We start from the raw sequence: 23,268 nt of genomic DNA, 5'->3' as shown, positions 1-23,268 counted from the left end.
TTCAGCCACCCTGAGCTGTACGGGTGGTCATCTGCTGGACGAATGTGTCCGCAAATGCCGTTTTAATAGCTGTGGAGGGCGTCATCCGGGCCCCGCGGAGGGTAGACTAAGGAGTCGATCCCACGATCCTGTTGATCCGATATTCATGGTCGGATTCAGTCGCGTCGGGGGGTCACTGTTCTGTCACCGTAAGAAGGAGCGACGTGTCGCAGCCCCCCATGTCAGAGAACGGTCCGCAGGACCACGCTCTGGATACACCGCACGACACATCACGCGACACTCCCGAGGCGACGAGTCCGGCCGCACCTGCCGCACCTACCGCAGCTGTTGCCGAGGAATCGGTGTATGACGCCGACTCGATCCAGGTGTTGGAAGGCCTGGAGGCCGTCCGCAAGCGCCCGGGCATGTACATCGGGTCCACGGGTGAACGCGGATTGCATCACCTGGTCTACGAGATCGTCGACAACGCGGTGGACGAAGCGCTCGCCGGTGCCAATGACCGCGTTGACACCACTCTGCTGGCGGACGGCGGGGTGCGCGTTGTCGACCAGGGCCGCGGCATCCCCGTCGGTATCCACCCGACCGAAGGCGTTTCCACAGTTCAGGTTGTACTGACCCAGTTGCACGCGGGCGGCAAGTTCGGCGGCGGCGGATACAAGGTGTCCGGCGGACTGCACGGCGTCGGGTCCTCGGTGGTCAACGCCCTGTCGACCCGCCTGATCGCCGAGGTGCGCCAGGCCGGCCGCCGCTGGGTGATGGAGTTCGCGGACGGGGTACCGCTGGCCCCGTTGGAGGATGTCGGTCCCACCGTCACCCCCGAAGATCACGGCACCACGATCACCTACTGGGCCAACGACACGATCTTCGACACTGTCGAATACACCTTCGACACGTTGCGCGCACGCTTCCAGCAGATGGCCTTCCTGAACAAGGGCCTGACACTCACGTTGACCGATGAGCGTCCCGGCCATGCGGAGGACGTCGATGAGGGTGCGACCGATGAGGCCATCGCCGAGGGCAAGGAGGCGCCCACCGGAGCGCCGACGCGGATCGAATACTGCTACGACAACGGCCTGCTGGACTATGTGGCGTACCTGAACTCCTCCAAGAAAAACGAACCGGTGCACGAGCAGATCATCTGGTTCGAGCACGAAGATTCAGACCGGCTCCTGTCCGTCGAGGTGGCGTTGCAATGGACGCTGGCGTACTCCGAATCGGTGCACACCTACGCAAATGCAATCAACACCCACGAGGGCGGCACCCATGAAGAGGGGTTCCGCGCCGCGATGACAACCCTGATCAATACCTTCGCCCGCGACCAGAAGTTACTCAAGGAGAAGGACACCAACCTCACCGGTGACGACATCCGCGAGGGCTTGACCGCCGTGATCTCGGTCAAGCTCGGTGAGCCGCAGTTCGAGGGTCAGACCAAGACCAAGCTCGGTAACTCCGAGGTCAAGGGTTTCGTCCAGCGTGCGGTGACCGACGAACTGGGTCACTGGCTGGCGCAGCACCCCGCCGAAGGTCGCAACATCGTGCGTAAATCGGTGCAGGCGGCCGCGGCGCGGATGGCGGCTCGCAAGGCACGCGAGGCGACCCGGCGCAAGGGCCTGCTGGAGTCCGGTGGTCTGCCGGGCAAGCTACGTGACTGCCAGTCCAAGGACCCCACGATCAGCGAGGTCTTCATCGTCGAGGGTGACTCTGCGGGTGGTTCGGCCACCCAGGGGCGCAACCCGCACAACCAGGCCATCCTGCCGATCCGCGGCAAGATCCTGAATGTGGAGAAGGCCCGTATCGACCGCGTGCTGGCGAACAACGAGGTGCAGGCTCTCATCTCGGCGTTCGGCACCGGTATCGGCGAAGACTTCGACCTTGCCAAGGCGCGCTATCACAAGATCGTGCTGATGGCCGATGCTGACGTCGACGGTATGCACATCCGCACCTTGCTGCTGACGCTGCTGTTCCGTTTCATGCGTCCGCTGGTGGAGGCCGGGTACGTCTATCTCGCCCAGCCGCCGCTCTACCGGATCAAGTGGAGCAACCATGAGCATGAGTTCGCCTACACCGACCGCGAGCGGGACGGGCTGATCGCGCAGGGTCAGAGCAAGGGGTGGCGACTGCCCAAGGAGAACCCCACCCAGCGGTACAAGGGCCTGGGCGAGATGAACGACCACGAGCTGTGGGATACCACGATGGACCCCGACCACCGCACCCTGCTGCAGATCACGCTGGACGACGCGGCGGCGGCCGATGAAATCTTCTCGATATTGATGGGCGAGGACGTCGAGTCGCGACGCAACTTCATCCAGCGCAATGCACGCGACGTCAGGTTCCTGGACATTTGAGTCACTTTCCATCCGGTTGTCCGCGTTTTCGTGCACCCGTACGCACGAAAACGCGGACAACCGAGTCAGCCACTGACGTAGAACGAACCACTGAGAATCAAGGGAATTCATGTCTGACGTGACGTTGCCACCGGATGGCCCCGAGGGCCATATCGGTATCGAACCGATCGATCTCAACGCGGAGATGCAGCGCAGCTACATCGAGTACGCGATGAGCGTGATCGTCAGCCGCGCGCTGCCCGACGTGCGGGACGGGTTGAAGCCGGTGCACCGCCGCATCGTCTACGCGATGTACGACGGTGGTTACCGGCCCGACCGCGGCTACAACAAGTGCAGCCGCGTCGTCGGTGACGTGATGGGTCAGTACCACCCGCATGGCGACACCGCTATCTACGACGCCATGGTGCGCCTGGTGCAGCCGTGGTCGATGCGTTACCCACTGGTCGACGGCCAGGGCAACTTCGGCTCGCCGGGGAACGACGGCGCTGCCGCGCCGCGGTACACCGAGTGCCGCATGACCCCGCTGTCGATGGAGCTCGTACGCGACATCCATGAGGACACCGTCGACTTCGAGCCGAACTACGACGGTAAGACGATGCAGCCGGTCGTGCTGCCCGCGCGTTTCCCGAACCTGCTGGTCAACGGATCGGCCGGTATCGCAGTCGGGATGGCGACGCAGATCCCACCGCACAACCTGCGTGAGGTCTCCTCCGCTGCACTCTGGCTGCTGGAGCACCCCGACGCGACCCGCGAGGAGTTGCTGGCGGAGTGCTTGCAACGCATCACCGGCCCCGACTTCCCGACCGGCGGTCTGATCCTGGGCCACCGCGGCATCGAGGACGCCTACCGCACCGGTCGCGGGTCGATCGCTATGCGCGCTGTCGTGGAGGTGGAGGAGATCCAGGGTCGTCAGTGCCTGGTCGTGACCGAACTGCCGTACCAGGTCAACCGCGACGCGCTCGCTGAGAAGATCGCCAGCCAGGTCAAGGACGGCAAGATCGCCGGCATCGCTGACCTGCGCGACGAGAGCTCAGGGCGTACCGGCCAGCGCCTGGTCGTTGTCCTGAAGCGTGACGCGGTAGCGAAGGTGGTGCTGAACAACCTCTTCAAACACACCCAGCTGCAGCAGAACTTCGGCGCGAACATGCTCGCGCTGGTGGACGGAGTGCCGCGCACCCTGCCGGTCAACGCGTTCATCCGGCACTGGGTGGACCACCAGGTCGAGGTCATCCGTCGCCGCACCGAATACCGGTTGCGCAAGGCCGAGGAGCAGATCCACCTGCTGCGCGGCTACCTGAAGGCGCTCGATGCGCTGGACGACGTCATCGCGCTCATCCGGCGCAGCCCGTCCGCCGAAGAGGCCCGCAGCGGCCTGATGGAGTTGCTGGACGTCGATGAACTGCAGGCGAAGGCGATCCTGGACCTGCAGCTGCGGCGTCTCGCGGCGTTGGAGCGACAGAAGATCACCGACGACCACGACGAGCTGCAACGTCAGATCGAGGACTTCCAGGACATCCTGGCCAAGCCCGGTCGGCAGCGCGACATCGTCAGCGCCGAGCTGACCGAGCTGGTCGAGAAGTACGGCGACGAGCGGCGTACCCAGATCGTGCCCTTCGACGGCGACATGTCGATGGAGGACCTGATTCCCGAGGAGGACGTGGTCGTCACCGTCACCCGCGGCGGCTACGCCAAGCGGGTCAAGATGGTGGAGTACCGCTCCCAGCACCGCGGTGGCAAGGGCGTGCGCGGTGCGCAGTTGCGCGGTGATGACGTGGTCTCGCACTTCTTCACCACCTCCACGCACCACTGGCTGCTCTTCTTCACCAACACCGGTCGGGTCTACCGCATCAAGGCGTACGAGTTGCCGGAAAGCTCTCGGGAGGCGAAGGGCCAGCATGTGGCGAACCTGCTCGCCTTCCAACCCGGTGAGCAGATCGCCCAGGTGTTGGCGCTGCGCGACTACACCACCGACCCCTATCTCCTGCTCGCCACGCGGCGCGGCCTGGTCAAGAAGACCCGGCTCACGGAGTACGACTCGCCCCGTTCCGGCGGTCTGATCGCGGTCAACCTGCGGGACGGAGACGAGTTGGTGGCAGCCGGGCTGGCGTCAGCGCAGGACGACGTGCTGCTGGTGTCGCGCAAGGGCCAGGCGGTGCGGTTCCGCGCCACCGATGAGAGTCTGCGACCGATGGGGCGCGGGACCTCGGGTGTCACCGGCATGAAGTTCCGCACCGGCGATGAGCTGCTCGCGATGAATGTCGTCCCGAACGGCGAGGACGAAACGCTGGACGTATTCGTGGTCTTCGAGAACGGCCTGGCCAAGCGGACGCTCGCCTCGGACTACCCCACCAAGGGTCGCGCGACGCTCGGGGTGAAGGTCGCCAACATCTCCGAACGCGGCGGCGACCTGGTCGGCGCGTTGATCACCACCGAGAACGACGAAGTGCTCGTGGTGATGGAGAAGGGCAAGATCGTGCGCTCGCGGGTCGGTGAAGTACGGCGCACCGGACGATCCACCCAGGGTGTGCAGTTCGCGACCCCCGGTAAGGGTGACTCGATCGTGGCAGTTGCCCGAAATGCGGAGGCTGAGGTCGAAGAATTGGCCGATGATGCCGTAGCGTCGACTCATGGAAGCAGTGAGCCCGGCGGGACTGTGTTTACAGATCCGCAGGAGTCTGGAGATCCTGAGTGAGCACTGATACGCCCAACGACACGACGCGGTCTGAAACCGGCCAAGCACGTCCCGTCGCCGAGAGTCCGGCGGCGAAGCTACCCAGGACGTCGAAATCCGCCGGCGCAAGCGGGGGTCAGCGTCCCAGCGGAAGTTCTGCCACTGCTGTGCGTCCCAATGGGCCGACGTCCGGTGCTGCCGCGCGGACGGCAAGGCCTGCTCGTCCAGGGCGCGCCACGCCGCGTCGGGTGCGATTGTCGCTGTCCCGGATGGACCCATGGTCGGTATTCAAGATCTCCTTCCTGCTGTCGGTGGCGATTGCCATCGCGCTGGTTGTGATGGTCGGCGTGCTGTGGACTGTGCTGTCGGGGATGGGGGTCTTCTCCAATTTGAACGACCTGCTGCGCTCAATGGACCGCAAGGGCTCCAGTTTCGATCTGATGAGCTACATCGGCTTCGGTCGGGTGATGTCCCTGTCAGTGGTGATCGGGGTGATCGACATTTTCCTGATGACCGCCATCGCCACGCTGGGCGCGTTCCTCTACAACATCTGCTCCTCGCTGGTCGGCGGCGTGCACCTGACCCTGACCGACGAGTGACCCTGCGGTCGGGCGGCCCCGTAGCTGCGACGTTTTGGCTGCCCGCCGTAGGTTGAGGTAATCTCAGCACGCGCTCGTCTCGCGAAATCGCGGGTGGGCGCGTTGCGGTGATAAGGGCCTATAGCTCAGTCGGTTAGAGCGCTTCCCTGATAAGGAAGAGGCCACAGGTTCAAGTCCTGTTAGGCCCACCACCAGCCATCGTCCGACGGTGACTGGCTCACCCGAATTTCACATGTCCAGGAGGACCGATGCTGAAGAAGATCGTCGTACTGGCCGGTGTAGCTGCCGTGGTTGCCTTCGTGAAGAAGAAGCGTGACCAGGACCAGGCCGGTAAGGACCTGTGGGCCCAGGCGGCCGACAAGCCGACCGCCTGATCGACAACTGAACACGGGGCATTAGCTCAGCTGGTAGAGCACCGCCTTTGCAAGGCGGGGGTCAGCGGTTCGAACCCGCTATGCTCCACTCGAGATGACTCGCCTCATCCTCGGCGATAGAAGCCCTGAGTCTCTGACTCGGGGCCTCTTCGCGTCAGCGTGCTCTTCGCGTCAGCGTGCTCTTCGCGTCAGCGTGCTCTTCGCGTCAGCGCTCTCTTCGCCTCAGGACCTGGGTCGCTGCAGCACGCGTGACATCACGATGGCGCTGCGGGTGCGATCGACGTTGGCACTCGCACGCATCAGTTTGACGGTGTGTTCGACCTCGGCCATGTTCGATGCCATGACGTGCACGAGCGCGTCGGCGTCCCCGGAGACCGTCCAGACACCGATGACCTGGGGAATGGACTCCAGGTCTTTCCTGAGTCGATCGGTCGATACGTTGCCCTGGTAGTAGATCTCGACGTACGCCTCGGTGTCCCACCCCAGCGATGCAGGGTCGATCAGCACCGTGAAGCCGGCGATTTCCTTGCGCGCGATCATCTGATCCACGCGCCTCTTGACCGCCGGTGCGGACAGGCCGACCTTCGCTCCGATGTCGTGGTAGGTCGCCCGGCCGTCTTTGAGAAGATGCCCGACGATCTCTCGGTTGACAGCGTCCACGGCACTCCTGGTGGTTTCGATGGTGATAGCGAAGATATCGAACGAATTGGCGCCTTCTCCGCAACGAATTGCGATTGAAGGGCACTCTATCGGTGGATATGTTGATGGGGTACGCGTTAATTTCAGGAGGACGTAGATGAGAACACCCGTTGTGGACCGAGAGACCCCCGTCACCGCCACTTATTGCATTCGCCTCGCGAAGAGGATCTGATCATGAGTGCTGTCGCCTTCCTGGACGTGCCCCGCATGATCCGCTGGGTTTCCGATCGCGGTGCCGAGCAGCTCATCCAGGGGATGACCGGTGCAGTCGAGCGGGATTTTGCCCGTTGGCCCTCGTTCGACAAGACACCCCGGGTCGCTGCCCACTCCCGGGACGGCGTCATCGAACTCATGCCGACCAGTGACGGGGTCACCTACGGTTTCAAGTACGTCAACGGGCATCCGGCCAATCCCACAAACGGCTTTCAGACGGTCACAGCCTTCGGCGTGCTGTCGCAGGTGCACAACGGTTATCCGGTCTTCGTCACCGAGATGACCATCCTCACGGCCCTACGTACCGCGGCCACCTCTGCGCTCGCGGCCCGCTACCTTGCTCGACCCGACGCCAGCGTGATGGCCTTGATCGGCGCCGGATCTCAGGCTGAATTCCAGTCGCTCGGTTTCCGGGCTGTCCTCGGGATCAACACGCTGCGGGTCTGGGACACCGACGCTGGCGCGATGGACAAGTTTTCCCGCAACGCCCGCGCGCTCGGCTTCGACGTCACCGTCTGCAGCAGCGCCTCCGAGGCCGTCACCGGTGCCGACATCGTCACCACCTGCACGGCGGACAAGGCGAATGCCACAGTGCTGAGCGACGACATGGTCCGCAGCGGCATGCACCTGAACGCGATCGGCGGCGACTGCCCCGGCAAGACCGAATTGGATCGCCGGATCCTGGACCGGGCGAAGGTCTTTGTGGAGTACCCAGAACAGACCCGCATCGAGGGTGAGATCCAGCAGTGCGATCCGTCCTTCCCCGTGACCGAGTTGTGGCAGGTCATCACCGGGGCCAGCGCTGGTCGCGATTCGGCCGAGCAGATTACGGTATTCGATTCCGTCGGTTTCGCGATCGAGGACTTCACGGCGTTGTGTTTTGCTTACGAGGCCGTCAAGGGCAGTGACTACGTCAGTTACCTCGACCTGGTCGCCGAGCCTGCCGACCCGAAGAACCTGTTCGGGATGGTGGCTCCGGCGAACCGCACGGTCGATGCTTGATCCGGGAGCAATGCTTGAGTTGACGGACGGCGCGACGGCGCTGCGATCGCGTCAGGCGCCGTCGGATGTGGTGATGGTGCGGCCCGTTGCATTCCACGTCAACCCGCTCTCCGCCGATGACAACCCCTTTCAGGCCCGCGTGCTGGACCGCGATCCGCGCGAGGTCGCCGCCTCGGCGTACCGCGAGGTGACCGACCTCGTACAGGCCCTGCGGTCCCATGGGGTGACTGTTCGGCTGTTCGAGGACAGCAGCGAGGATTTTCCCGACAGTGTCTTCCCGAACAACTGGTTCTCCACCCACCACGACGGGCGCGTCGTGCTCTACCCGATGTACTGCCCGAACCGGCGGGGCGAGCGTAGATCCGACGTCATGGACCAGCTGCGCGATACCTACGAGGTAACGGACGTCGTCGACTATTCGGGGCTGGAGAGCCAGGGCGCCTTTCTGGAGGGGACGGGCGCGATGGTGCTGGACCACCTGGAGCGCACGGCGTACATCGCGCGGTCGAACCGGGCCGACGAGGACACCGCTCGACGGTTCTGCCAGGACCTCGGCTATGAGCCCATTGTCTTCAGCACCGCCGACGTCCGTGGGATACCGATTTATCACACTAACGTGATGATGTCGGTGGGTACCGACATCGCGATGGTCGGCCTGGACGCCGTCACCGACGCGGCTGAGCGCGCCACTGTCCATCGACGTCTGACGGCGAGTGGGCGGACCGTGATCGAGCTGACGCACGAGCAGATCGACAACTTCGCCGGGAACGTCATCGAGTTACAAGGTGCTGAAGGTCCAATGCTTGCCCTGTCGCAGCGGGCCTACGACAGCCTGCAACAGGCGCAGCGCGACGTGATCGAACTGCACGTGACGCTGCTGCCGGTGCCGGTGCCCACCATTGAACTGTCCGGTGGGTCGGTGCGCTGCATGATCGCCGGGATCCACCTGCCGAAGCGATCGGCGGGCTGAGGCTAGCCTTCCGCCATGACACTTGACGCGTCGATCGTGGTGCCCAGTTTCCGCGGCGCCATGCGGCTTCCCCGACTGTTCGCGGCGCTGGAGAAACAGACCAACACCTCCTACGAGTGCATTGTCGCCATTGACGGCGACCTGGACGGATCAGCAGCTGTTGTGCAGGCCTGGAGTGACCGCATCCCAGTGCGAGCAGTGGTCTTCGAAGAGAACCGGGGCCGATCTGCAGCGCTCAATGCCGGGCACGAAGCCGCCCACGGCACCGTACTCATCAGGTGCGATGACGACCTTCGCCCGCCACCCCAGTTCATCGCCGAGCATGTGGCGACGCACGAGGGCAGGTCCGTCGGCGCGGTGGGCATGTGTCTGGATGTCTTCGAGGACACGGCCTTCGCGCTCGCGTACGGCCGCACGGCGCGCGACTCGATGCGGCAGCTGACCTATTCGATGCCGGAGCAGGGCATGTGGCGTCGATGGGGCGCCAACGTTTCCATTACCCAGGATCTCTGGTCGCAGATAGGTCCCTACGATCTACGTTTCACCCAGTACGGCTGGGAGGACATCGACTACGGCTACCGGCTGCACCTGGCCGGGGTACCGGTCGTTCTCCGTCCGGAGTTGGAGGTCGAGCATCTCAATCCGGCACCGACCGCCTCCTTGCGCGCATCCAAGGCGTTCGCATCAGGCGAGTCCCGTGCGGTGTTCTCGGAAAAACATGGTTCCGGGGTCCTGTCGGACTCTGCGCCGACGGGCTCACCCTGGAACGTAGCCGTGCGCACTGTTGCCGGGACGATGCGATCGCAGCGGGCAGTCCATCGGTGGGGTACTCCCGCGGATTACGCGGTGAACCACCTTCCCCCGAAGGCCGGTCGCAAGGTGGCTGCTCTGCTCATCGAAGCGGCGGGCGCTGCGTCGCTGCATTGAGCGCGCGTAGCGTGAGGGGCATGCCTGCAGACATCCCGACCTACACCCTCAACGACGGCAACACCCTGCCGGTGATCGGTTTCGGCACCTACCCTCTCAGGGATGAGGAGGGCCTCGAAGCCATGTTGGCGGCGATCGAATCGGGATACCGGTTGCTCGACAGCGCAGTGAATTATGAGAACGAGACCGAGGTCGGCGAAGCGGTTCGGCGCTCCGGCGTCCCGCGCGAGCAGCAACAGGTCACCACCAAGATCCCCGGGCGCCACCATGGGTATGACGACGCACGGGCCTCGATCCGCACGTCCCTGCAAACGCTCGCGGTCGACTACATCGATCTGCACCTGATCCACTGGCCCAATCCCAGTGTCGGCAAGTATGTCGAGGCGTGGCGGGCACTGGTCGATGCACAGCGGGAGGGCCTGGTGAAATCGATCGGGGTCTCCAACTTCACGGCCGAGCACCTGCGCGCGGTCATCGACGACTCCGGCGTCACCCCGGCGGTCAACCAGATCGAGATGCACCCTTACTTCCCGCAGGAAGGCATGCGCGCGGTCAACGCCGAGCTCGGTATCCGGACACAGGCCTGGAGCCCGATGGGCAAGAGACAGGCGCCGTTCGCCGAAGATTCGGTGCGTGGGCCGGCACAGAAGTACGACGTGAGCCCGGGTCAGGTGATCCTGCGCTGGCACCTCCAGCTCGGCAGCCTGCCGATCCCGAAATCAGCCACCCCACAGCGGCAGCGCGACAATCTGGATATTTTCGGCTTCGAGCTCACCGACGCGGAAGTGACTGCGATTACGGCACTGGGACGACCGGACGGGCGGCTTTTCGGCGGCGACCCGGACAGTCACGAGGAGATGTAGACCAGCATGGCTGCGACGACGGCAGGACGACGCGCTCGACGGGGCGCCCTGCTGGTCGGGTTGACTCTGACGACCGGCCTGACGAGCTGCGCGGCGGCGCCTGGAAGCCGGATGAGTGCGGATGGGCCGATCAAGGTCGGCACCCTGTACGCCGGGTCCGGTCAGTTCGCTGACTCATCGGGTCCCGAGTACGCCGGCCTGCAGTTCTGGGCAGCGCACGCCAATGCCCAGGGCGGACTGTGGGTAACGGCGCTGCATCGCAGGAAACGAGTCGAAGTGGTCGCCTACGACGACCACAGCTCGGCCGCGCAGGCGGGGGTGCTGTACCACCGCCTGGTGGAGCAGGACCACGTCGACATTCTGGTGTCGGACTTCGGCTCGGTGCTCACGGCGCCCGCTATCCAGGTCGCCCAACGGGACAAGGTGCTGCTCTTCGACCAAACTGGCTCGGGCGCACAGTTCTTCAACGGTCAGAACCCCTACATCGTGTTGTGCGACGTGCCCACGTCGGCGGTATGGCCGATCCCGCTCACGAGCTTCCTGATCCAGCAGAAGCTACGTCGTGTCGCGCTCGTCTACGGCGACAACTATTTCGATGCTTCTCAGGACCAGACAATCGCTGCGGCTCTGACCCGAGTTGGCACGGCGCCGGTGCTGAATGTGGTGGTTCCGACCGAGAGCAGCGACTACTCCGGGGTGTTGCACGCGGTCACCGCGTCGCGCGCCGACGCAGTGATCGAATTGGGGTATCAGGCCAACGACGTCGCGTTCCTGCGTCAACTGCACGTCAAAGGCGGCGGGCACCCGCCGTTCGTATTCACCGCCTTCCCGGGCCAGCTGCACAAACTGCTGGAGCAGTCCGTGGGAAGCGCGGCGCTCACCGGGACATTTACGTATGGCTTCCCGCCGTACGTCCAGCACTCGGTGGTCAACGCCGGACTCACCGCAGCCGCGTTCGCGCAGGCGCTGAATCCGCAGTATCCGGATACCGTCAGCTTCCTGGACGTCGCCGGATACAACACCGGCCTGATTGTCCAGGCTGCGCTCGCCGGGGCGCGGACCACCGGCCAACTGGGTCTACGTACGGCCCTCTCGCGGTTGTCGGGTCACCTGCAGACCCTGGAGGGAACCTTCCGTATCGACGCTCAGGGCGCGCAGATCGGGGAGGCTCTACCCGTCGCGCAGATCGTGCCGAATGGACCCGAGTCAACGACGCTGCGCATCGTTACACCCCCGAAAGCCGTCGAAGGGGACCGCGCCCAGGCCGCAGCCGCGCTGAATCCGGCCGCACTACCCGACGTCAGAACAAGCCGTTGACGTGCAATCGGACGAAATCGGGGTCGGCGAGCAGCTCACCCGGTTGCCCGCTCCGAGCGACGTGCCCCCGATCCAGCAGGTAGACGCGATCCGCGATCGACAGCGCCCGTCCGACGTCCTGCTCGATGAAGAGCACAGAGACACCCAGCGACGCCAGATCGGGAAGGAGCATCAGCAGGCGCGCGATGGCTTGTGGCGCCAACCCGAGGGATATCTCGTCGATGAGCAGGACGGCAGGGTCGGCGACCAACGCGCGGCCCACCGCGCATAGTTGCGCGTGCGCGCCGCTGAGGGTGCCCGCCCGCTGTCCCAACAGTGGAATCAACTCGGGCAGGATGCTCAACGCCGGTTCGATATCGTCTGTCCGGGTTCGCCAACCACCCAGGATCAGATTCTCCCGGACCGTGAGTCCTTCGAAGAGTCGACGGCCCTCGGGGACGTGTGCGAGGCCACCTCGGACGGCAGCTTCGGCGGCGGCGTGTGTGACGTCCTGGCCGAGCAGCACCACCGCGCCGCCGCTGGGGTCGATGGTGCCCGACAGCGCTCGCAGCAGGGTGGTTTTGCCCGAACCGTTGGCGCCGATGAGCGCCACGAGTTCGGCAGGTCGCAGCTCCAGATCGATGTTGTCCAACACCGTCGATCCACCCCGTCGTACCGACAGGGCTTGTACTGAGAGCACCATCAGCGAGGTCCCCAGCCGGGTGGCGCGCCGAGGTAGGCGTCCATCACATCGGCGTCGGCCAGCACCTGGTCGGGGCGTCCGTGTTTGAGGACAGTGCCGCAGTGCAGGAAGACCGCGGTATCCGCTACTGCCAGGACTGCGTGCATGACGTGCTCGACGGCGAGGATGCTCACCCCTTCCTCGCGCAGGTGCAGCAGCAGCTGCACCGTCTGGTCGATCTGGAGATCGTCCAGGCCGGCCATCGGCTCATCTACGACGAGTACAAGCGGATCCAACGCCATGGCGCGGGCCAGATCCAGCCGGCGCAGCTGCGCCGGTGGCAATCGACCCGCCAGCTGCCGGGCGCTCGTGGTCAGCCCAGCCCGGGCCAGGACCGCATCGGTGGCGCGGGCCGCCATCCGTCGGCGGTGTCGGCTCGGGCTACGGCCGTGGGTAGCGGCGACGAAGACGTTGTCCCAGACCGTGCAGTGCCGCAAAGGTCGTGGAACCTGGAAGGTCCGGGCCAGGCCGGCATGTGTCAGCACGCTGCTGGGTAATGCGGTGACATCCCGTCCGTCGAACACGACGGTGCCGCTGGTTGCGCGGAGCTGGCCCCCGATCACGTCGACCAGAGTGCTTTTACCGGCGCCGTTGGGACCCAGTAGCACCGTGATCTGGCCGGGTAGGACCGTGAGGGACACTCCCTCCAGGACCAGGTGACCAGCGAGTTCGCATGAGAGGTCGGTGACCTGCAGCATGGCCTTGGGGCGCTCCCGTCGCACCTGGGTTGCACCGATTGTCACGGCGTCGCCCCATCAGTTCGATTCGGCGACCAGAGCGCACGGAATGCAAGCCCGTTACCGAGCAGGCCGCGCGGGGTCACCACGACCGTTGCGACGATGATCACTGCCAGGACGAAGTCACCGGCCGATGGCAGCACGGCGCCGATCGCGGCGGAGAGCAGCGTCAGGACGACGGCGCCCACGACCGGTCCGAAAGTGGTGCCGACACCACCCACCACCACCATCGCGATGGTGAGGACCGTGATTTTCGGGTCGAACATCTGCCCTGGGGTCAGGACGACGGCGCGAAACGCCTCGACACCACCCGCGAGGCCGGCGAGCAGGCCGGACAGTGCGAAAACGAGCAGCTTGCTGCGGCCCGCTTTGACACCGAGGGCCCCCGCCAGTTGCTCGTCGTCCCGAATGACTCGCAGTCCGGCGCCGAATCGGCTGCGCCGAACCCCGGCCACGACCACGACGGTCACCAGCGCCAACACTGCGGACAGCGCGGCGAAACCTGCGCTGCCGAGGTAGTGGGTGTTGCGGTGTTCCCCGACTGTGGTGATCGTCAGTCCGGCACCTTGGCCCAGGATCGCCGGTTGCCAGGCGGCCAGTGCCTGAGTGGCTTCGGCAGCCACAAGCGTCGCAACTGCGAAATAGTCGCCCCGCAGGCGCAGCAGCGGTAGACCCAGCACTACTGCGTAGAGCGCCGCAACGAATGCGCCCAGGGGCAGCGCCAACCAGAAGCTCAACCCGCCCTCGACCATCAGTAGGCCCACGGCGTAACCACCGACACCGAAGAAGACGACCTGACCGAAACTGGCGTATCCCGTCAGGCCGCCGATCAAATTCCAGGACTGTGCCACCACGATATAGAGGCACAAAGTAGTGATCGCCGACGACGGCGCGAGTGCCCAACCGATCGCCAACGCGGCCACCGAGCCGAGGCACACCCCGATCCGCAGCCGGGCGGTCATCCGCGTGCCTGATGCTGTGAGCGGCCACGAACCATCATCGGAGCACGGACGGGGCGGATAGCGAGCAGGCCGAGTAGCACGAGCAGCGCCACGACATCGGTGAGCTGCAAGGGTGCATACAACGTCACGAGGCTCTGCAGGCCGCCCAATGCCATTCCGCCCGCGAAGGCACCCCAGAGGTTGCCCAACCGGCCTATGACGGCCGCGGTGGAGACCAGAACCAGCAGGTGATTGCCCTGGGTTGCCGTGAACGGGGACCCGATGGCGATGACTGAGCCGGCTGCTGCGGCAGCGGCCCCACTCAGCGCTGCTGCCCGTGCGAACAACGTGGCCGCGGGCAGTCCGATCAACCGGCCGGCGTCGCGGTCCATGCTGATCGCGCGCAGACCGAGGCCGAGCCGGGTACGTGTCAGGACCAGTCCGAGGATGACGACGCCCAGCACGGATACAGCGAGGGCCAGCGCGTCCGCCCACAGCACCCGCAGCGGACCGAGCGCAAGGTCAGTGTCGGCAAGTACTGAGGGGATGGTGCGGTAGTTGTCGGTGAACAGCAGTGCCAACGCTTCGTCGATCGCCAACCCGACGCCGTATGCGGCGAGCACCGCCAGGTACGACGGTCCGCCCACCAGCAGATTCAGTAGGAAGCGCTGTACGACGTACCCCAGCGCCAACCCGCACAGGATTGCTACGAGTACTGCTGCCACCAGCCCGGCGCCAAGGGGAACGGCAACAAACCACGCTACATATGCGCCGAGCAGGATCATCGCGCCCTGTGCCAGGTTCAGCAGACCAGTGATCCGCCAGAGCAGGGTGAATCCGGCAGCCGCGAGCCCGAGTAGCCCGCCGGTGAGCAGACCGCTCAGCACCGAGGCGATCACAGCGGATAACCGAAACGGGCGAAGATCCTGCGCCGCCTGCGGCTGCCCGCGTGCATGAGGTCGTTACCGTTCGTCCTGCAGGTCCACCAGCAGAGCAGCAAGTGGATCCGCCGCCGCCGCATCGGACTCCACTGCGATTGAGAGCCGTTGTCGGGACATTCCTATCGTCTTCGTGACCACGTCGGCCACCAGGTCCGGGTCGCCTGCCTCGATGGCGTCCAGCAACGTGCTGTGTTCCTGGTGGGCGTGGTCCTGCCCCTGGTCCAGGGACATGCTCAGTCGCGCATACGGCTCCATCAGGTTCACGACCTGCATCACCAGCCGTAATGCGTGTCGCCGCCCGGCGAGCTCGAACAACCGGCGGTGGAAGGCGTAGTGCTGGGTGGACCATGCGTCGACATCACTGCCGCTGGCTGCCAACTGGTCGATCCGGGCCGCGAGCAGTCGAAGCTCCGCCAGTTCGGTGGCGCTGACGCGTCCGACGGTGGCTGCGGTCAGCGCTGGTTCTATCTGCATCCGTAGATCGAACAATTCGGTCAGTTCCTGGGCATGCAGCTCTGTGACCACTGCCCCGATTCCCGGGCGCATGACCACCAGGCCTTCTCCGGTCAGGGTGCGTAACGCCTCGCGTAACGGGATCCGGCTCACGCCGAACCGGCGAGCCAGCTCGTCCTGGTTCAGCGACTGACCCGGCACCAGCATCCGCTCCCGGATCGCTCGGCGCAGCAGAGTGACCAACTGATCGGGGCGCAAGTTGGTGGGCACCTCAGGAGTGTATTCCCCACATGGTGGCAGATAACTAGTAGCTCTTGTAGAAGGTGTATACACACGCTACGGTGAATCCGGTCAGCCTTGTGTAACCAAGGTCACAGTGCAGGATCCCGAGGAGTCGTTATGAGTTGGCGTCAAGTGCATCGCGTTCGCCGGAGCGCCGGAATCGCAGTAATGGGTGCGGCAGCGCTCGGTCTGACTGCGTGCGGAGTGTCCGGATCATCGAGTACGTCGCCGACGGGCGGCGCCAAAACAGCGCCGAAGCAGATCACCGTCGGAACGTTGTACGCGTCCTCGGGTCAGTTCGCTGCATCGTCGATACCGCAGTACGACGGGCTGAAGTTCTGGATCAAGCAGGTCAACGCCGACGGTGGCGTCTTCGTCAAGGCGTACAACAAGAAGATCCCGGTGAAGCTGGTCTCCTACAACGACGAGAGCTCGGCAAGCACCGCTGGAACCCTCTACAACCAGCTCATCACCCAGGACCACGTCGACGTGATGGTGCCCGACTTCGGTTCGGTGCTCACCGCCGCGGCTGTCTCCATCGCGAAGGAGCACAAGCAACTGCTCTTCGACGCAACCGCCAGCGGGACCTCACTGTTCACCGCCGACAACCCGTACATCGTGATGTCCGGGATCCGTTCCTCCAGTCTGTGGCCCGACCCGCTGACGAACTTCATGGTCAGCAAGAAAATCAAGCGGGTCGCGATCGTTTACGGCGCGAACGACTTCGACGGCGCCCAGGCAGCCACCATCAAGGCGGGCCTCGCCAAGAACGGCGTCACACCCGTCTACTACCAGTCCACACCCACCGACACCACGACGTACGGCACGCTGCTGAACTCCATCTCCGCTCAACACCCCGATGCTGTTGTCGAGCTCGGATACCAGAACAACGACATCGCCTTCCTGAAGGCGTTGTCGGCGTCGGGGCAGAAATACAAGATGGTCTTCACCGCCTTCCCCGGCCAGTTGCACACTCTGCTGCAAAGCAACGTCGGCACCAAGGCTCTGGAATACACCTATTCCTACGGCTTCCCGCCCCAGGTCGAGCACAACAAGGTGACCCTCGGCATGACGACGGCGCAGTTCGCCAAGGCGTACGGCGGTGACATCAACTTCCTGAACACCTCCGGTTATGCCACGGGCCTGGTCGTCCAGTCGGCGCTGGCCAACGCGACGAAGTTCACCCAGCTGGACATGCGGGACGCGCTGACCGCGCAGTCGGGAAAGTTGAGCACAATTCTCGGCCAGTTCCAGATCGACAAGACCGGTGCTCAGACCGGCGAGTTCTTCCCGCTGTCACAGATGATCCCCGGCGGGGGCGGCACTCAGATCAAGGTGGTCTACCCGGCCTCTGCGGCGAACTTCCAGGCCAAGTACCCGGCGCCGTGATCGCTGAAAACCGGCTTCGAAAAGACGGGAGTTGCCCCGGATAATGTTTCTCTACGCGCTGATTGCCGGAATCCTGCTCGGCTTCTTCTACGCGCTCATGTCACTCGGTCTGAACCTCGGCTTCGGCGTCCTACAGGTCGTCAACATTGCGCATGGTGACATTGTCGTGCTCGGGGCGTATATCGCCTACGAGCTCTCATCCAAGGCGCATCTCAATCCGCTCCTCGGGATGCTGCTCGCGGTTCCTCCGGCAGTGATTCTGGGTCTGTTGATCTATTACGCGATCGCACCCGCCCTCGGGAAGTCAGCAGATCCGGAGATGCTCTCGCTGATCTTGTTCTTCGGGATCTCGCAGGTGATCGAGGCCCTGGAGACAGTCGTCTTCGGCAACAACCAGAAAACGATCTCCGCGAGCTCGTTCGGTAGCGGACCGGTGCACATCCTGGGTCAGGCAATTCCCCGCGAATACGTCCTGGCAGCCCTTGTCTCGATTCCCGTCATCGCCCTGGTCTTCTACTACCTGTACCGAAGCCGCCTCGGCCTCGCCACCCGGGCTCTGATGAGCAGCCGGGACGATGCGATGGCGGTCGGTATCAACGTCGGACGCACCAGCGCGATCTCGTTCGGGATCGCGCTCGGTCTGGCCGCATCCGCCGGCGCGCTCAGTAACTTCATCCTCGGCGGTACCAACCCCACCCAGGGGGTGGACATCACCACCACCGCGTTCGCCGTGATCATCATCGGCGCGCTCGGCAGTCCTGCCGGAACCCTGGTCGGTGGGCTTGTCTACGGGCTGACGTTCCAGTTCGCCCAGACCTACGCACCGTCATGGGCGAACCTCGTGCCCTACCTGCTGTTGTTGATCGTGATGCTGGTCAAACCCACCGGCCTGGTCGGAAAGCGAGTTCGATATGCCTAACAGAATCTGGCTGCGCCGCGCCGGCGATCTGGCGGCCATCGCCGTTCCGACGCTGATCTTTGCCTTCGCGCCGAGCTTCGAGGGCAACACTCTGCTCCTGGTGAACATGATGGTCTACGTCGCCTTGGCACAGGGTGTCAACGTGATCTACGGATTCACCGGATATCTGCCGTTCGGGTATGTCGGATTCTTCGGCGCCGGCGCGTACGGCACGTACATTGCGGTGGCACACCTGCACGTCGGTGCTTTGGTCGCGGTAATACTGGGTGGACTCTTCTCTGTCGTGGTGGCGATCATTCTGATCCCACTGTTACGTCTGCAGGGTGCGTATTTCGCCATTGCCAGCCTCGCGGCGGCATTGGTTCTCAGTGCGCTGATCGGTAACCCCGATCTGAAGTCGATCACCAATGGTCCGTACGGCGCCGACCTCAGCAAGATATACAGCGTCAACGGCAGCTACTACGCAGGCGTGGTCCTTGTTGCATTCGCTCTGATAGTGGTCGTCTTCCTGCAACGATCCCGGTTCGGACTGTCATTGCGGGCCATCCGGGCCGATCAGACCAGCGCGAGCATGGCGGGTATCAACGTGGTGCTGATGCGTTCGATTGCCTGGCTGCTCAGCGCGGCGATCGCCGGCTTCGCCGGTGCGGTCTACGCGTGGGCATTGTCGGTCTTCTATCCCGACGCGGTATTCGCCACGACGATTTCATTGTTTGCGATCGTCTTCGCATTGTTCGGCGGGGTCGGCTCCACGCTGGGCCCGGTCATCGGTGCGGTGGTCCTCTACGAGGTCTACAACTCCATCGGCGTCTCCCAGCCGCAGTATTTCCAGCTGATCTACGGGGCACTGATCGTCGCCGTGGCGATGTTCCTGCCCGGGGGGCTGGCCTCCCTGGTCGGACCGCGATGGCGGCAGTGGGTCACGAAGCGATTCGGACGCAACCCTGGTGAGCCGCTACCGGCAGGAGATGTGTAGTGATGACACCGCCGAACAAGACCGTGTCCACCACCCAGAAGGACCTGCTGGTCGTCGACTCGATCGTGAAGGTCTTCGGTGCCTTCCGGGCGCTCGACGGTGTCGATCTCACGCTCGCTCCCGGCGAGGTTCTCGGGCTGGTGGGACCGAACGGGTCCGGCAAGACCACCTTGATCAACGTGATCTCCGGCCTGCTGAAACCCACCTCGGGTCAGGTCGATTTCGAGCACGCGACGGTATCGGGTCACTCCTCGTACCGGATTGCGCGGCGCGGGATCAATCGCACGTTCCAGATACCGAAGCCGTTCGGGACCCTGACGGTCCAGGAGAATCTGCAGGTTGCCATTCGTTCCGGTACGGACGTCTCGATCGAGGACACGTTGGAGCTCGTGGGGTTGGTCGGTGTCCAGCAGCGGTTAGCGGCCACCTTGACGGCCGCCGATCAGAAACGTCTCGACCTGGCCCGAGCACTCGCCACGAACCCGCGACTGCTGCTCGTGGACGAACTCGGGGCCGGATTGTCGGTGTCCGAGCTCGACGACCTCGCGGCGGTGCTCCGTCGCCTGGTGCAGGAGCGCGGTATCTCGCTGCTGGTCGTCGAGCACCTGCTCGGTTTCCTCGGCAAGGTCACCGACCGGGTCGTAGTTCTCAACGCCGGTCAGGTCATCTTCTCCGGATCGCTGGCCGATGCGATCTCCGACGACGAAGTAGTGAGGGTGTTCATCGGTGGATGAATCACGAACAGTCACATCCGAAACGGCGCCGATCTCGCAGGAGCCCCTGCTCGCGGTTGAGGGGATCGAGGCAGGGTACGGAGTCATGCAGGTGCTGTGGGGCGTCGATCTGTCCGTCGCCATCCAGCAACGTGTTGTCCTACTCGGCGCCAACGGTGCCGGCAAGAGCACGCTGCTGCGAGCGATACTGGGGCTGCTGCCGACCACCGGCGGATCGGTCCGGCTGCGCGGTGAACCGATCACCACGATGCGGACCGACCGACGGATCGCGTGTGGAATCGGATACATGACCGAGACCGGTATCTTCCCGGAACTATCGGTGCGTGAAAACCTCCTGCTGGGGGCTTTCCGGCTCGATGCGAAGACGGGTAAGAAGAACCTCGAACGCGCCTACGACCTGTTCCCTGTGGTCTCAGCGCATCGCAAGCGTCCAGCCGGTAGTTTGAGCGGCGGGCAGCGCAAGCTGGTCGGTGTCGCGAAAGTGCTGATGGGCGACCCGCAGCTCATCGTGATGGATGAGCCGTCGTCCGGTCTTTCGCCGATCGCCGTCCAAGAGGTCATCGACGGGCTTCGCAACGTCGACCAGTCCGGCGTGTCGATGCTGATCGCCGAGCAGAACATCGCATTCCTGGACCTCGCCGAGCAGGTGGTGGTGCTGGAAGGCGGCCGGACCCAGTTCTGCGGGAGTGTGGAGCAACTGCAGGCCGACGATTCGCTGCGCAGGGCCTTCTTCGGACTGGAGGGCACTCCTACCTGAGCGGGGCGGGCTGCGCCCGTCAGTCAGAGCAGGAAGCGGAACATCGGACTGTCGTTCGGTACCCGCTCGATGACCAGCGGGCTGGCCTGCATCCGGTCCAGTAGCGGTTGCAGGTCAGCCACGTTGCCCAGTTCGACCCCGACCAGCGCCGGGCCGTATTCCCTACTGTTGCGCTTGACGTATTCGAAGAGCGCGATGTCGTCGTCAGGGCCGAGAACTTCGTCCAGGAACTTGCGCAATGCACCAGGTTCCTGCGGGAACTCCACCAGAAAATAGTGCTTGCGGCCCTCGTGGATGAGCGCCCGCTCGACGACCTCTCCGTACCGGCTGACGTCGTTGTTACCGCCGGAAACGATGGCGACCACCGTGGAATCTGGTTCCAGATCCAGCTCGAGCACCGCCGCGGACGCGATGGCCCCCGACGGCTCGGCGATGATGCCGTCGCTCTGGTAGAGCGCGAGCATCTCGATGCAGATCGCACCCTCGGAGATGGTGCGCACCTCGCATCCGGAATCGCGCACGATCGGGAAAGTGAAGTCACCGACCCGGCGCACTGCAGTGCCGTCCGCGAATCCGTCGATCGTCTCGAGTGTGACCGGTCCGCCGGCATCGAGGGCTGCGGTCATGCTGGCCGCGCCCTCCGGTTCGACGCCGACGATGCGGGTATGCGGGTAGTCGGCGCCAAGTGCGGCGATCGATCCCGCCAACAAGCCGCCGCCACCCACCGGGACCACCAGCACGTCGGGTGCGCGGCCCAACTGCCGCACGATCTCGGCCGCCACGGTGCCCTGCCCGGCGATGGTGCGCGGATCATCGAAAGCCGGCACTATTGTCGCGCCGGTCCGGCGCGCTTCGGCGTACACCTCGGCTGCGGCGTCGTCGTAGGTCTCGCCCGCCACAACCAGCTCGACCCGGCCCAGGCCGAGGGCAATCACCCGGTCACGCTTCTGCCGTGGCGTCGTACGCGGCAGGTGGATGCGGGCGTCCACCCCGAGCTGGGCGCAGGCGAGCGCGACGCCCTGCGCGTGGTTGCCTGCGCTCGCGCATACGACGCCGCGCGCTCGCTGCTGATCGTCCAGCTGGGCGATCAGGTTGTACGCGCCACGGATCTTGTAGGACCGCACCGGCTGCAGATCCTCACGCTTGAGGAAGACCCGGGCACCGGTCAACGCCGAAAGCCGAGTGGTGGGCTCCAGCAACGTATGCGACGCCACGTCACTCAGCCGCTGTGCAGCAGCAGCTACGTCATCTGCGTTGGGCACCTGCGTCATCACCCGGCCACGTTACACACGCCCCCGGCGACTCACCGGTCGAGTGTCGGGATACAGACCCGAAGTCGGGATGCGGCTGACGACTCGCCGGTCGAGTGTCGGGAAACCGGGGTGGTGGGTTACCGGAGTGTGGGCTAGTTGGCGCTGTGTTTGCCCCTGGCCTCACCGGACAGAGCCGCGTCGGTCTTGTTCTCCACCGAGCCGACCAGATCGTCGGTGGGGGTGGCGATCTCGTCCGCTCGCTGGGTCGTCAGCGGTGCTGCGGTCGACTTCTGCTGGGCAGCCTGCGTCTTGGCGCGGCGACCGGCGAAGATGAGCGCTCCCGCGCCGACCACGGCTACGACGCCGATAACGATCAGGACGGTGCCCCTCTTCTTGCGAAGTTTGGCCGCCTGGGGGGCCACCCGCTCGATCTGCTGCTGAGCGCCACCGGGTAGCGAGGTGTAAGCATTGGCGCCCGCTGCGGTAGCTGCCCCGGAAGCCGCCAACAGCGCGTGGTGCAGTCGTTCGGCCCATTCCGCTGCAGCGTCCGAGGTCTGTCCCCTAGCGGCGGACACCGCCTCGGTGACCTTTTCCTGCTGCGTCGCGGTTGCGTCGTTGAGCTTCGCGAACTGCGGGCCGACGGCCTCGCGCACCTTCTTGGTCACCGGCGCTGCGGCGATCGAGTCACCCAGGTCGGAGGTCTTGCTCTGCACGCTCTGTGCGACTTTGCCGGCCTTCTTCTGCGCGCGGGCGGTGCTCTTCGCGGCCTTCTTCTGCACGGTGGCGGTGCGCTTCACCGCCTTCTTCTGGGCCTTCTTGCCCTTACGACCCGTGGACTTACCGGCCTTTTGTGCTGATTTGCGCGCCGACTTCTTCGCATCGGAGGTCTTGTCCGCCACAGTCGCGCCTGCGTCCGTCGCAGCGTCGGCGATTCTCTCGCGCGCAACGTCAGCAGCGTGACCGGCCTTTTGAAGACCTGCCTCGAGGACCGGGGTTGCCTTGTCGATGGCCTGCTCCACTGCGGGAGCAGCCTTCTCCTTCACGCTCGAGAGCGTGTCAGATGCTGCGGCCATCAACTGGTCGGCCTTGTCCTTGGCGACATCGGAGCGTGATTTCGTGGTGAGCAAGAGCGTCCTCCAGAGGTATGAGTTCGACACCTATCCTGCCTTGTTGCACCGGAGTCGG

General features: G+C 64.6%; 22 protein-coding genes and 2 tRNA genes. 16 read left to right on the top strand and 8 right to left on the bottom strand.

Annotation, left to right across the window (positions count from 1 at the left end; translation table 11 throughout):
* The first annotated feature begins 218 nt into the window (after positions 1-218).
* The 6 genes from gyrB to V3G39_02370 all read left to right on the top strand — a co-directional run bounded on the left by gyrB (position 219) and on the right by V3G39_02370 (position 6,077).
* Entirely contained in the window at positions 219-2,345 is a 2,127-nt protein-coding gene (gene gyrB, locus V3G39_02395) for a DNA topoisomerase (ATP-hydrolyzing) subunit B (GenBank protein ID XAS78160.1), read from the top strand.
* A 109-nt stretch (positions 2,346-2,454) separates the two neighbouring features.
* Positions 2,455-5,037: a DNA gyrase subunit A gene (gene gyrA / locus V3G39_02390; GenBank protein XAS76907.1), complete on the top strand. Its 2,583-nt coding sequence runs from the start codon at positions 2,455-2,457 to the stop codon at positions 5,035-5,037.
* Positions 5,038-5,264: 227 nt separating this feature from the next.
* Complete coding sequence (locus tag V3G39_02385; protein ID XAS76906.1) at positions 5,265-5,615, top strand: DUF3566 domain-containing protein; 351 nt, start codon at positions 5,265-5,267, stop codon at positions 5,613-5,615.
* Positions 5,616-5,729: 114 nt separating this feature from the next.
* Positions 5,730-5,806: transfer RNA gene (locus V3G39_02380), tRNA-Ile, on the top strand.
* 57 nt (positions 5,807-5,863) lie between these two features.
* The gene (locus V3G39_02375; protein XAS76905.1) at positions 5,864-5,989 is read left to right on the top strand and encodes a DLW-39 family protein; all 126 of its coding nucleotides are present in this window, start codon (positions 5,864-5,866) and stop codon (positions 5,987-5,989) included.
* Positions 5,990-6,004: 15 nt separating this feature from the next.
* Positions 6,005-6,077 (top strand) — tRNA-Ala (locus V3G39_02370).
* 134 nt (positions 6,078-6,211) lie between these two features.
* Here V3G39_02370 and V3G39_02365 read toward each other — a convergent pair.
* A complete protein-coding gene (locus V3G39_02365; GenBank protein XAS76904.1) occupies positions 6,212-6,649 on the bottom strand; it encodes an Lrp/AsnC family transcriptional regulator in 438 nt (145 codons plus the stop codon).
* A gap of 213 nt (positions 6,650-6,862) precedes the next feature.
* Here V3G39_02365 and V3G39_02360 point away from each other — a divergent pair, with 213 nt between their 5' ends.
* From V3G39_02360 to V3G39_02340, 5 genes are read left to right on the top strand one after another with little or no spacing between them, the layout of a single operon-like run.
* Positions 6,863-7,903, top strand: coding sequence for an ornithine cyclodeaminase (locus V3G39_02360; GenBank protein XAS76903.1), 1,041 nt, complete (start codon positions 6,863-6,865; stop codon positions 7,901-7,903).
* Positions 7,904-7,913: 10 nt separating this feature from the next.
* The gene (locus tag V3G39_02355) at positions 7,914-8,873 is read left to right on the top strand and encodes an arginine deiminase-related protein (protein XAS76902.1); all 960 of its coding nucleotides are present in this window, start codon (positions 7,914-7,916) and stop codon (positions 8,871-8,873) included.
* Positions 8,874-8,888: 15 nt separating this feature from the next.
* Positions 8,889-9,800 carry a glycosyltransferase family A protein gene (locus tag V3G39_02350; protein ID XAS76901.1) on the top strand — a complete coding sequence of 304 codons (912 nt, stop codon included), beginning with the start codon at positions 8,889-8,891 and terminating at the stop codon, positions 9,798-9,800.
* A gap of 20 nt (positions 9,801-9,820) precedes the next feature.
* Positions 9,821-10,663: an aldo/keto reductase gene (locus V3G39_02345; protein XAS76900.1), complete on the top strand. Its 843-nt coding sequence runs from the start codon at positions 9,821-9,823 to the stop codon at positions 10,661-10,663.
* 6 nt (positions 10,664-10,669) lie between these two features.
* Positions 10,670-11,980, top strand: coding sequence for an ABC transporter substrate-binding protein (locus V3G39_02340; protein XAS76899.1), 1,311 nt, complete (start codon positions 10,670-10,672; stop codon positions 11,978-11,980).
* Here the strand turns inward: V3G39_02340 and V3G39_02335 are convergent.
* The 5 genes from V3G39_02335 to V3G39_02315 all read right to left on the bottom strand — a co-directional run bounded on the left by V3G39_02335 (position 11,964) and on the right by V3G39_02315 (position 16,043).
* Entirely contained in the window at positions 11,964-12,662 is a 699-nt protein-coding gene (locus V3G39_02335) for an ATP-binding cassette domain-containing protein (GenBank protein XAS76898.1), read from the bottom strand. The two genes, V3G39_02340 and V3G39_02335, sit on opposite strands and share 17 nt — an antisense overlap.
* Positions 12,662-13,444 carry an ATP-binding cassette domain-containing protein gene (locus V3G39_02330; protein ID XAS76897.1) on the bottom strand — a complete coding sequence of 261 codons (783 nt, stop codon included), beginning with the start codon at positions 13,442-13,444 and terminating at the stop codon, positions 12,662-12,664. The genes V3G39_02335 and V3G39_02330 overlap by 1 nt, the downstream gene beginning before the upstream one ends.
* Positions 13,441-14,400 carry a branched-chain amino acid ABC transporter permease gene (locus tag V3G39_02325; protein ID XAS76896.1) on the bottom strand — a complete coding sequence of 320 codons (960 nt, stop codon included), beginning with the start codon at positions 14,398-14,400 and terminating at the stop codon, positions 13,441-13,443. The genes V3G39_02330 and V3G39_02325 overlap by 4 nt, the downstream gene beginning before the upstream one ends.
* On the bottom strand, positions 14,397-15,266 hold the full coding sequence (locus tag V3G39_02320; GenBank protein XAS76895.1) for a branched-chain amino acid ABC transporter permease: 870 nt from the start codon (positions 15,264-15,266) through the stop codon (positions 14,397-14,399). The genes V3G39_02325 and V3G39_02320 overlap by 4 nt, the downstream gene beginning before the upstream one ends.
* A 75-nt stretch (positions 15,267-15,341) precedes the next feature.
* Positions 15,342-16,043 carry a GntR family transcriptional regulator gene (locus V3G39_02315; GenBank protein ID XAS76894.1) on the bottom strand — a complete coding sequence of 234 codons (702 nt, stop codon included), beginning with the start codon at positions 16,041-16,043 and terminating at the stop codon, positions 15,342-15,344.
* A gap of 129 nt (positions 16,044-16,172) precedes the next feature.
* On the opposite strand from V3G39_02315, the gene V3G39_02310 reads away from it, so the two are divergent.
* Genes V3G39_02310 through V3G39_02290 form a run of 5 tightly spaced genes read left to right on the top strand, consistent with a single transcriptional unit; the run spans position 16,173 to position 20,830 of the window.
* Positions 16,173-17,444: an ABC transporter substrate-binding protein gene (locus V3G39_02310; protein ID XAS76893.1), complete on the top strand. Its 1,272-nt coding sequence runs from the start codon at positions 16,173-16,175 to the stop codon at positions 17,442-17,444.
* A 31-nt stretch (positions 17,445-17,475) separates the two neighbouring features.
* On the top strand, positions 17,476-18,363 hold the full coding sequence (locus tag V3G39_02305) for a branched-chain amino acid ABC transporter permease (GenBank protein XAS76892.1): 888 nt from the start codon (positions 17,476-17,478) through the stop codon (positions 18,361-18,363).
* Positions 18,356-19,339 carry a branched-chain amino acid ABC transporter permease gene (locus V3G39_02300; protein ID XAS76891.1) on the top strand — a complete coding sequence of 328 codons (984 nt, stop codon included), beginning with the start codon at positions 18,356-18,358 and terminating at the stop codon, positions 19,337-19,339. Before V3G39_02305 ends, V3G39_02300 begins: the two co-directional genes overlap by 8 nt.
* Before the next feature lie 2 nt (positions 19,340-19,341).
* Complete coding sequence (locus tag V3G39_02295) at positions 19,342-20,073, top strand: ABC transporter ATP-binding protein (GenBank protein ID XAS76890.1); 732 nt, start codon at positions 19,342-19,344, stop codon at positions 20,071-20,073.
* Complete coding sequence (locus tag V3G39_02290; protein ID XAS76889.1) at positions 20,066-20,830, top strand: ABC transporter ATP-binding protein; 765 nt, start codon at positions 20,066-20,068, stop codon at positions 20,828-20,830. The genes V3G39_02295 and V3G39_02290 overlap by 8 nt, the downstream gene beginning before the upstream one ends.
* 23 nt (positions 20,831-20,853) lie before the next feature.
* Here the strand turns inward: V3G39_02290 and ilvA are convergent, their stop codons facing one another.
* Entirely contained in the window at positions 20,854-22,101 is a 1,248-nt protein-coding gene (gene ilvA, locus V3G39_02285; GenBank protein ID XAS76888.1) for a threonine ammonia-lyase IlvA, read from the bottom strand.
* A gap of 134 nt (positions 22,102-22,235) precedes the next feature.
* The gene (locus V3G39_02280) at positions 22,236-23,240 is read right to left on the bottom strand and encodes a hypothetical protein (GenBank protein ID XAS76887.1); all 1,005 of its coding nucleotides are present in this window, start codon (positions 23,238-23,240) and stop codon (positions 22,236-22,238) included.
* Positions 23,241-23,268: the final 28 nt, after the last annotated feature.

The sequence above is a fragment of the Dermatophilaceae bacterium Sec6.4 genome (genome assembly GCA_039636865.1).
GTDB lineage: Bacteria > Actinomycetota > Actinomycetes > Actinomycetales > Dermatophilaceae > Allobranchiibius.
The sequence above is the reverse complement of the archived record's forward strand: the minus strand, read 5'-3'. Positions and strand labels throughout refer to the sequence as shown.

What these genes read in the sequence shown, in the direction of transcription:
- gyrB (XAS78160.1), top strand. Translation starts at nt 219, where the DNA reads ATGTCAGAGAACGGTCCGCAGGACCACGCTCTGGATACACCGCACGAC.
- gyrA (XAS76907.1), top strand. Translation starts at nt 2,455, where the DNA reads ATGTCTGACGTGACGTTGCCACCGGATGGCCCCGAGGGCCATATCGGT.
- V3G39_02375 (XAS76905.1), top strand. Translation starts at nt 5,864, where the DNA reads ATGCTGAAGAAGATCGTCGTACTGGCCGGTGTAGCTGCCGTGGTTGCC.
- V3G39_02360 (XAS76903.1), top strand. Translation starts at nt 6,863, where the DNA reads ATGAGTGCTGTCGCCTTCCTGGACGTGCCCCGCATGATCCGCTGGGTT.
- V3G39_02355 (XAS76902.1), top strand. Translation starts at nt 7,914, where the DNA reads ATGCTTGAGTTGACGGACGGCGCGACGGCGCTGCGATCGCGTCAGGCG.
- V3G39_02350 (XAS76901.1), top strand. Translation starts at nt 8,889, where the DNA reads ATGACACTTGACGCGTCGATCGTGGTGCCCAGTTTCCGCGGCGCCATG.
- V3G39_02345 (XAS76900.1), top strand. Translation starts at nt 9,821, where the DNA reads ATGCCTGCAGACATCCCGACCTACACCCTCAACGACGGCAACACCCTG.
- V3G39_02340 (XAS76899.1), top strand. Translation starts at nt 10,670, where the DNA reads ATGGCTGCGACGACGGCAGGACGACGCGCTCGACGGGGCGCCCTGCTG.
- V3G39_02335 (XAS76898.1), bottom strand. Translation starts at nt 12,662, where the DNA reads ATGGTGCTCTCAGTACAAGCCCTGTCGGTACGACGGGGTGGATCGACG.
- V3G39_02325 (XAS76896.1), bottom strand. Translation starts at nt 14,400, where the DNA reads ATGACCGCCCGGCTGCGGATCGGGGTGTGCCTCGGCTCGGTGGCCGCG.
- V3G39_02310 (XAS76893.1), top strand. Translation starts at nt 16,173, where the DNA reads ATGAGTTGGCGTCAAGTGCATCGCGTTCGCCGGAGCGCCGGAATCGCA.
- V3G39_02300 (XAS76891.1), top strand. Translation starts at nt 18,356, where the DNA reads ATGCCTAACAGAATCTGGCTGCGCCGCGCCGGCGATCTGGCGGCCATC.
- V3G39_02295 (XAS76890.1), top strand. Translation starts at nt 19,342, where the DNA reads ATGACACCGCCGAACAAGACCGTGTCCACCACCCAGAAGGACCTGCTG.
- ilvA (XAS76888.1), bottom strand. Translation starts at nt 22,101, where the DNA reads ATGACGCAGGTGCCCAACGCAGATGACGTAGCTGCTGCTGCACAGCGG.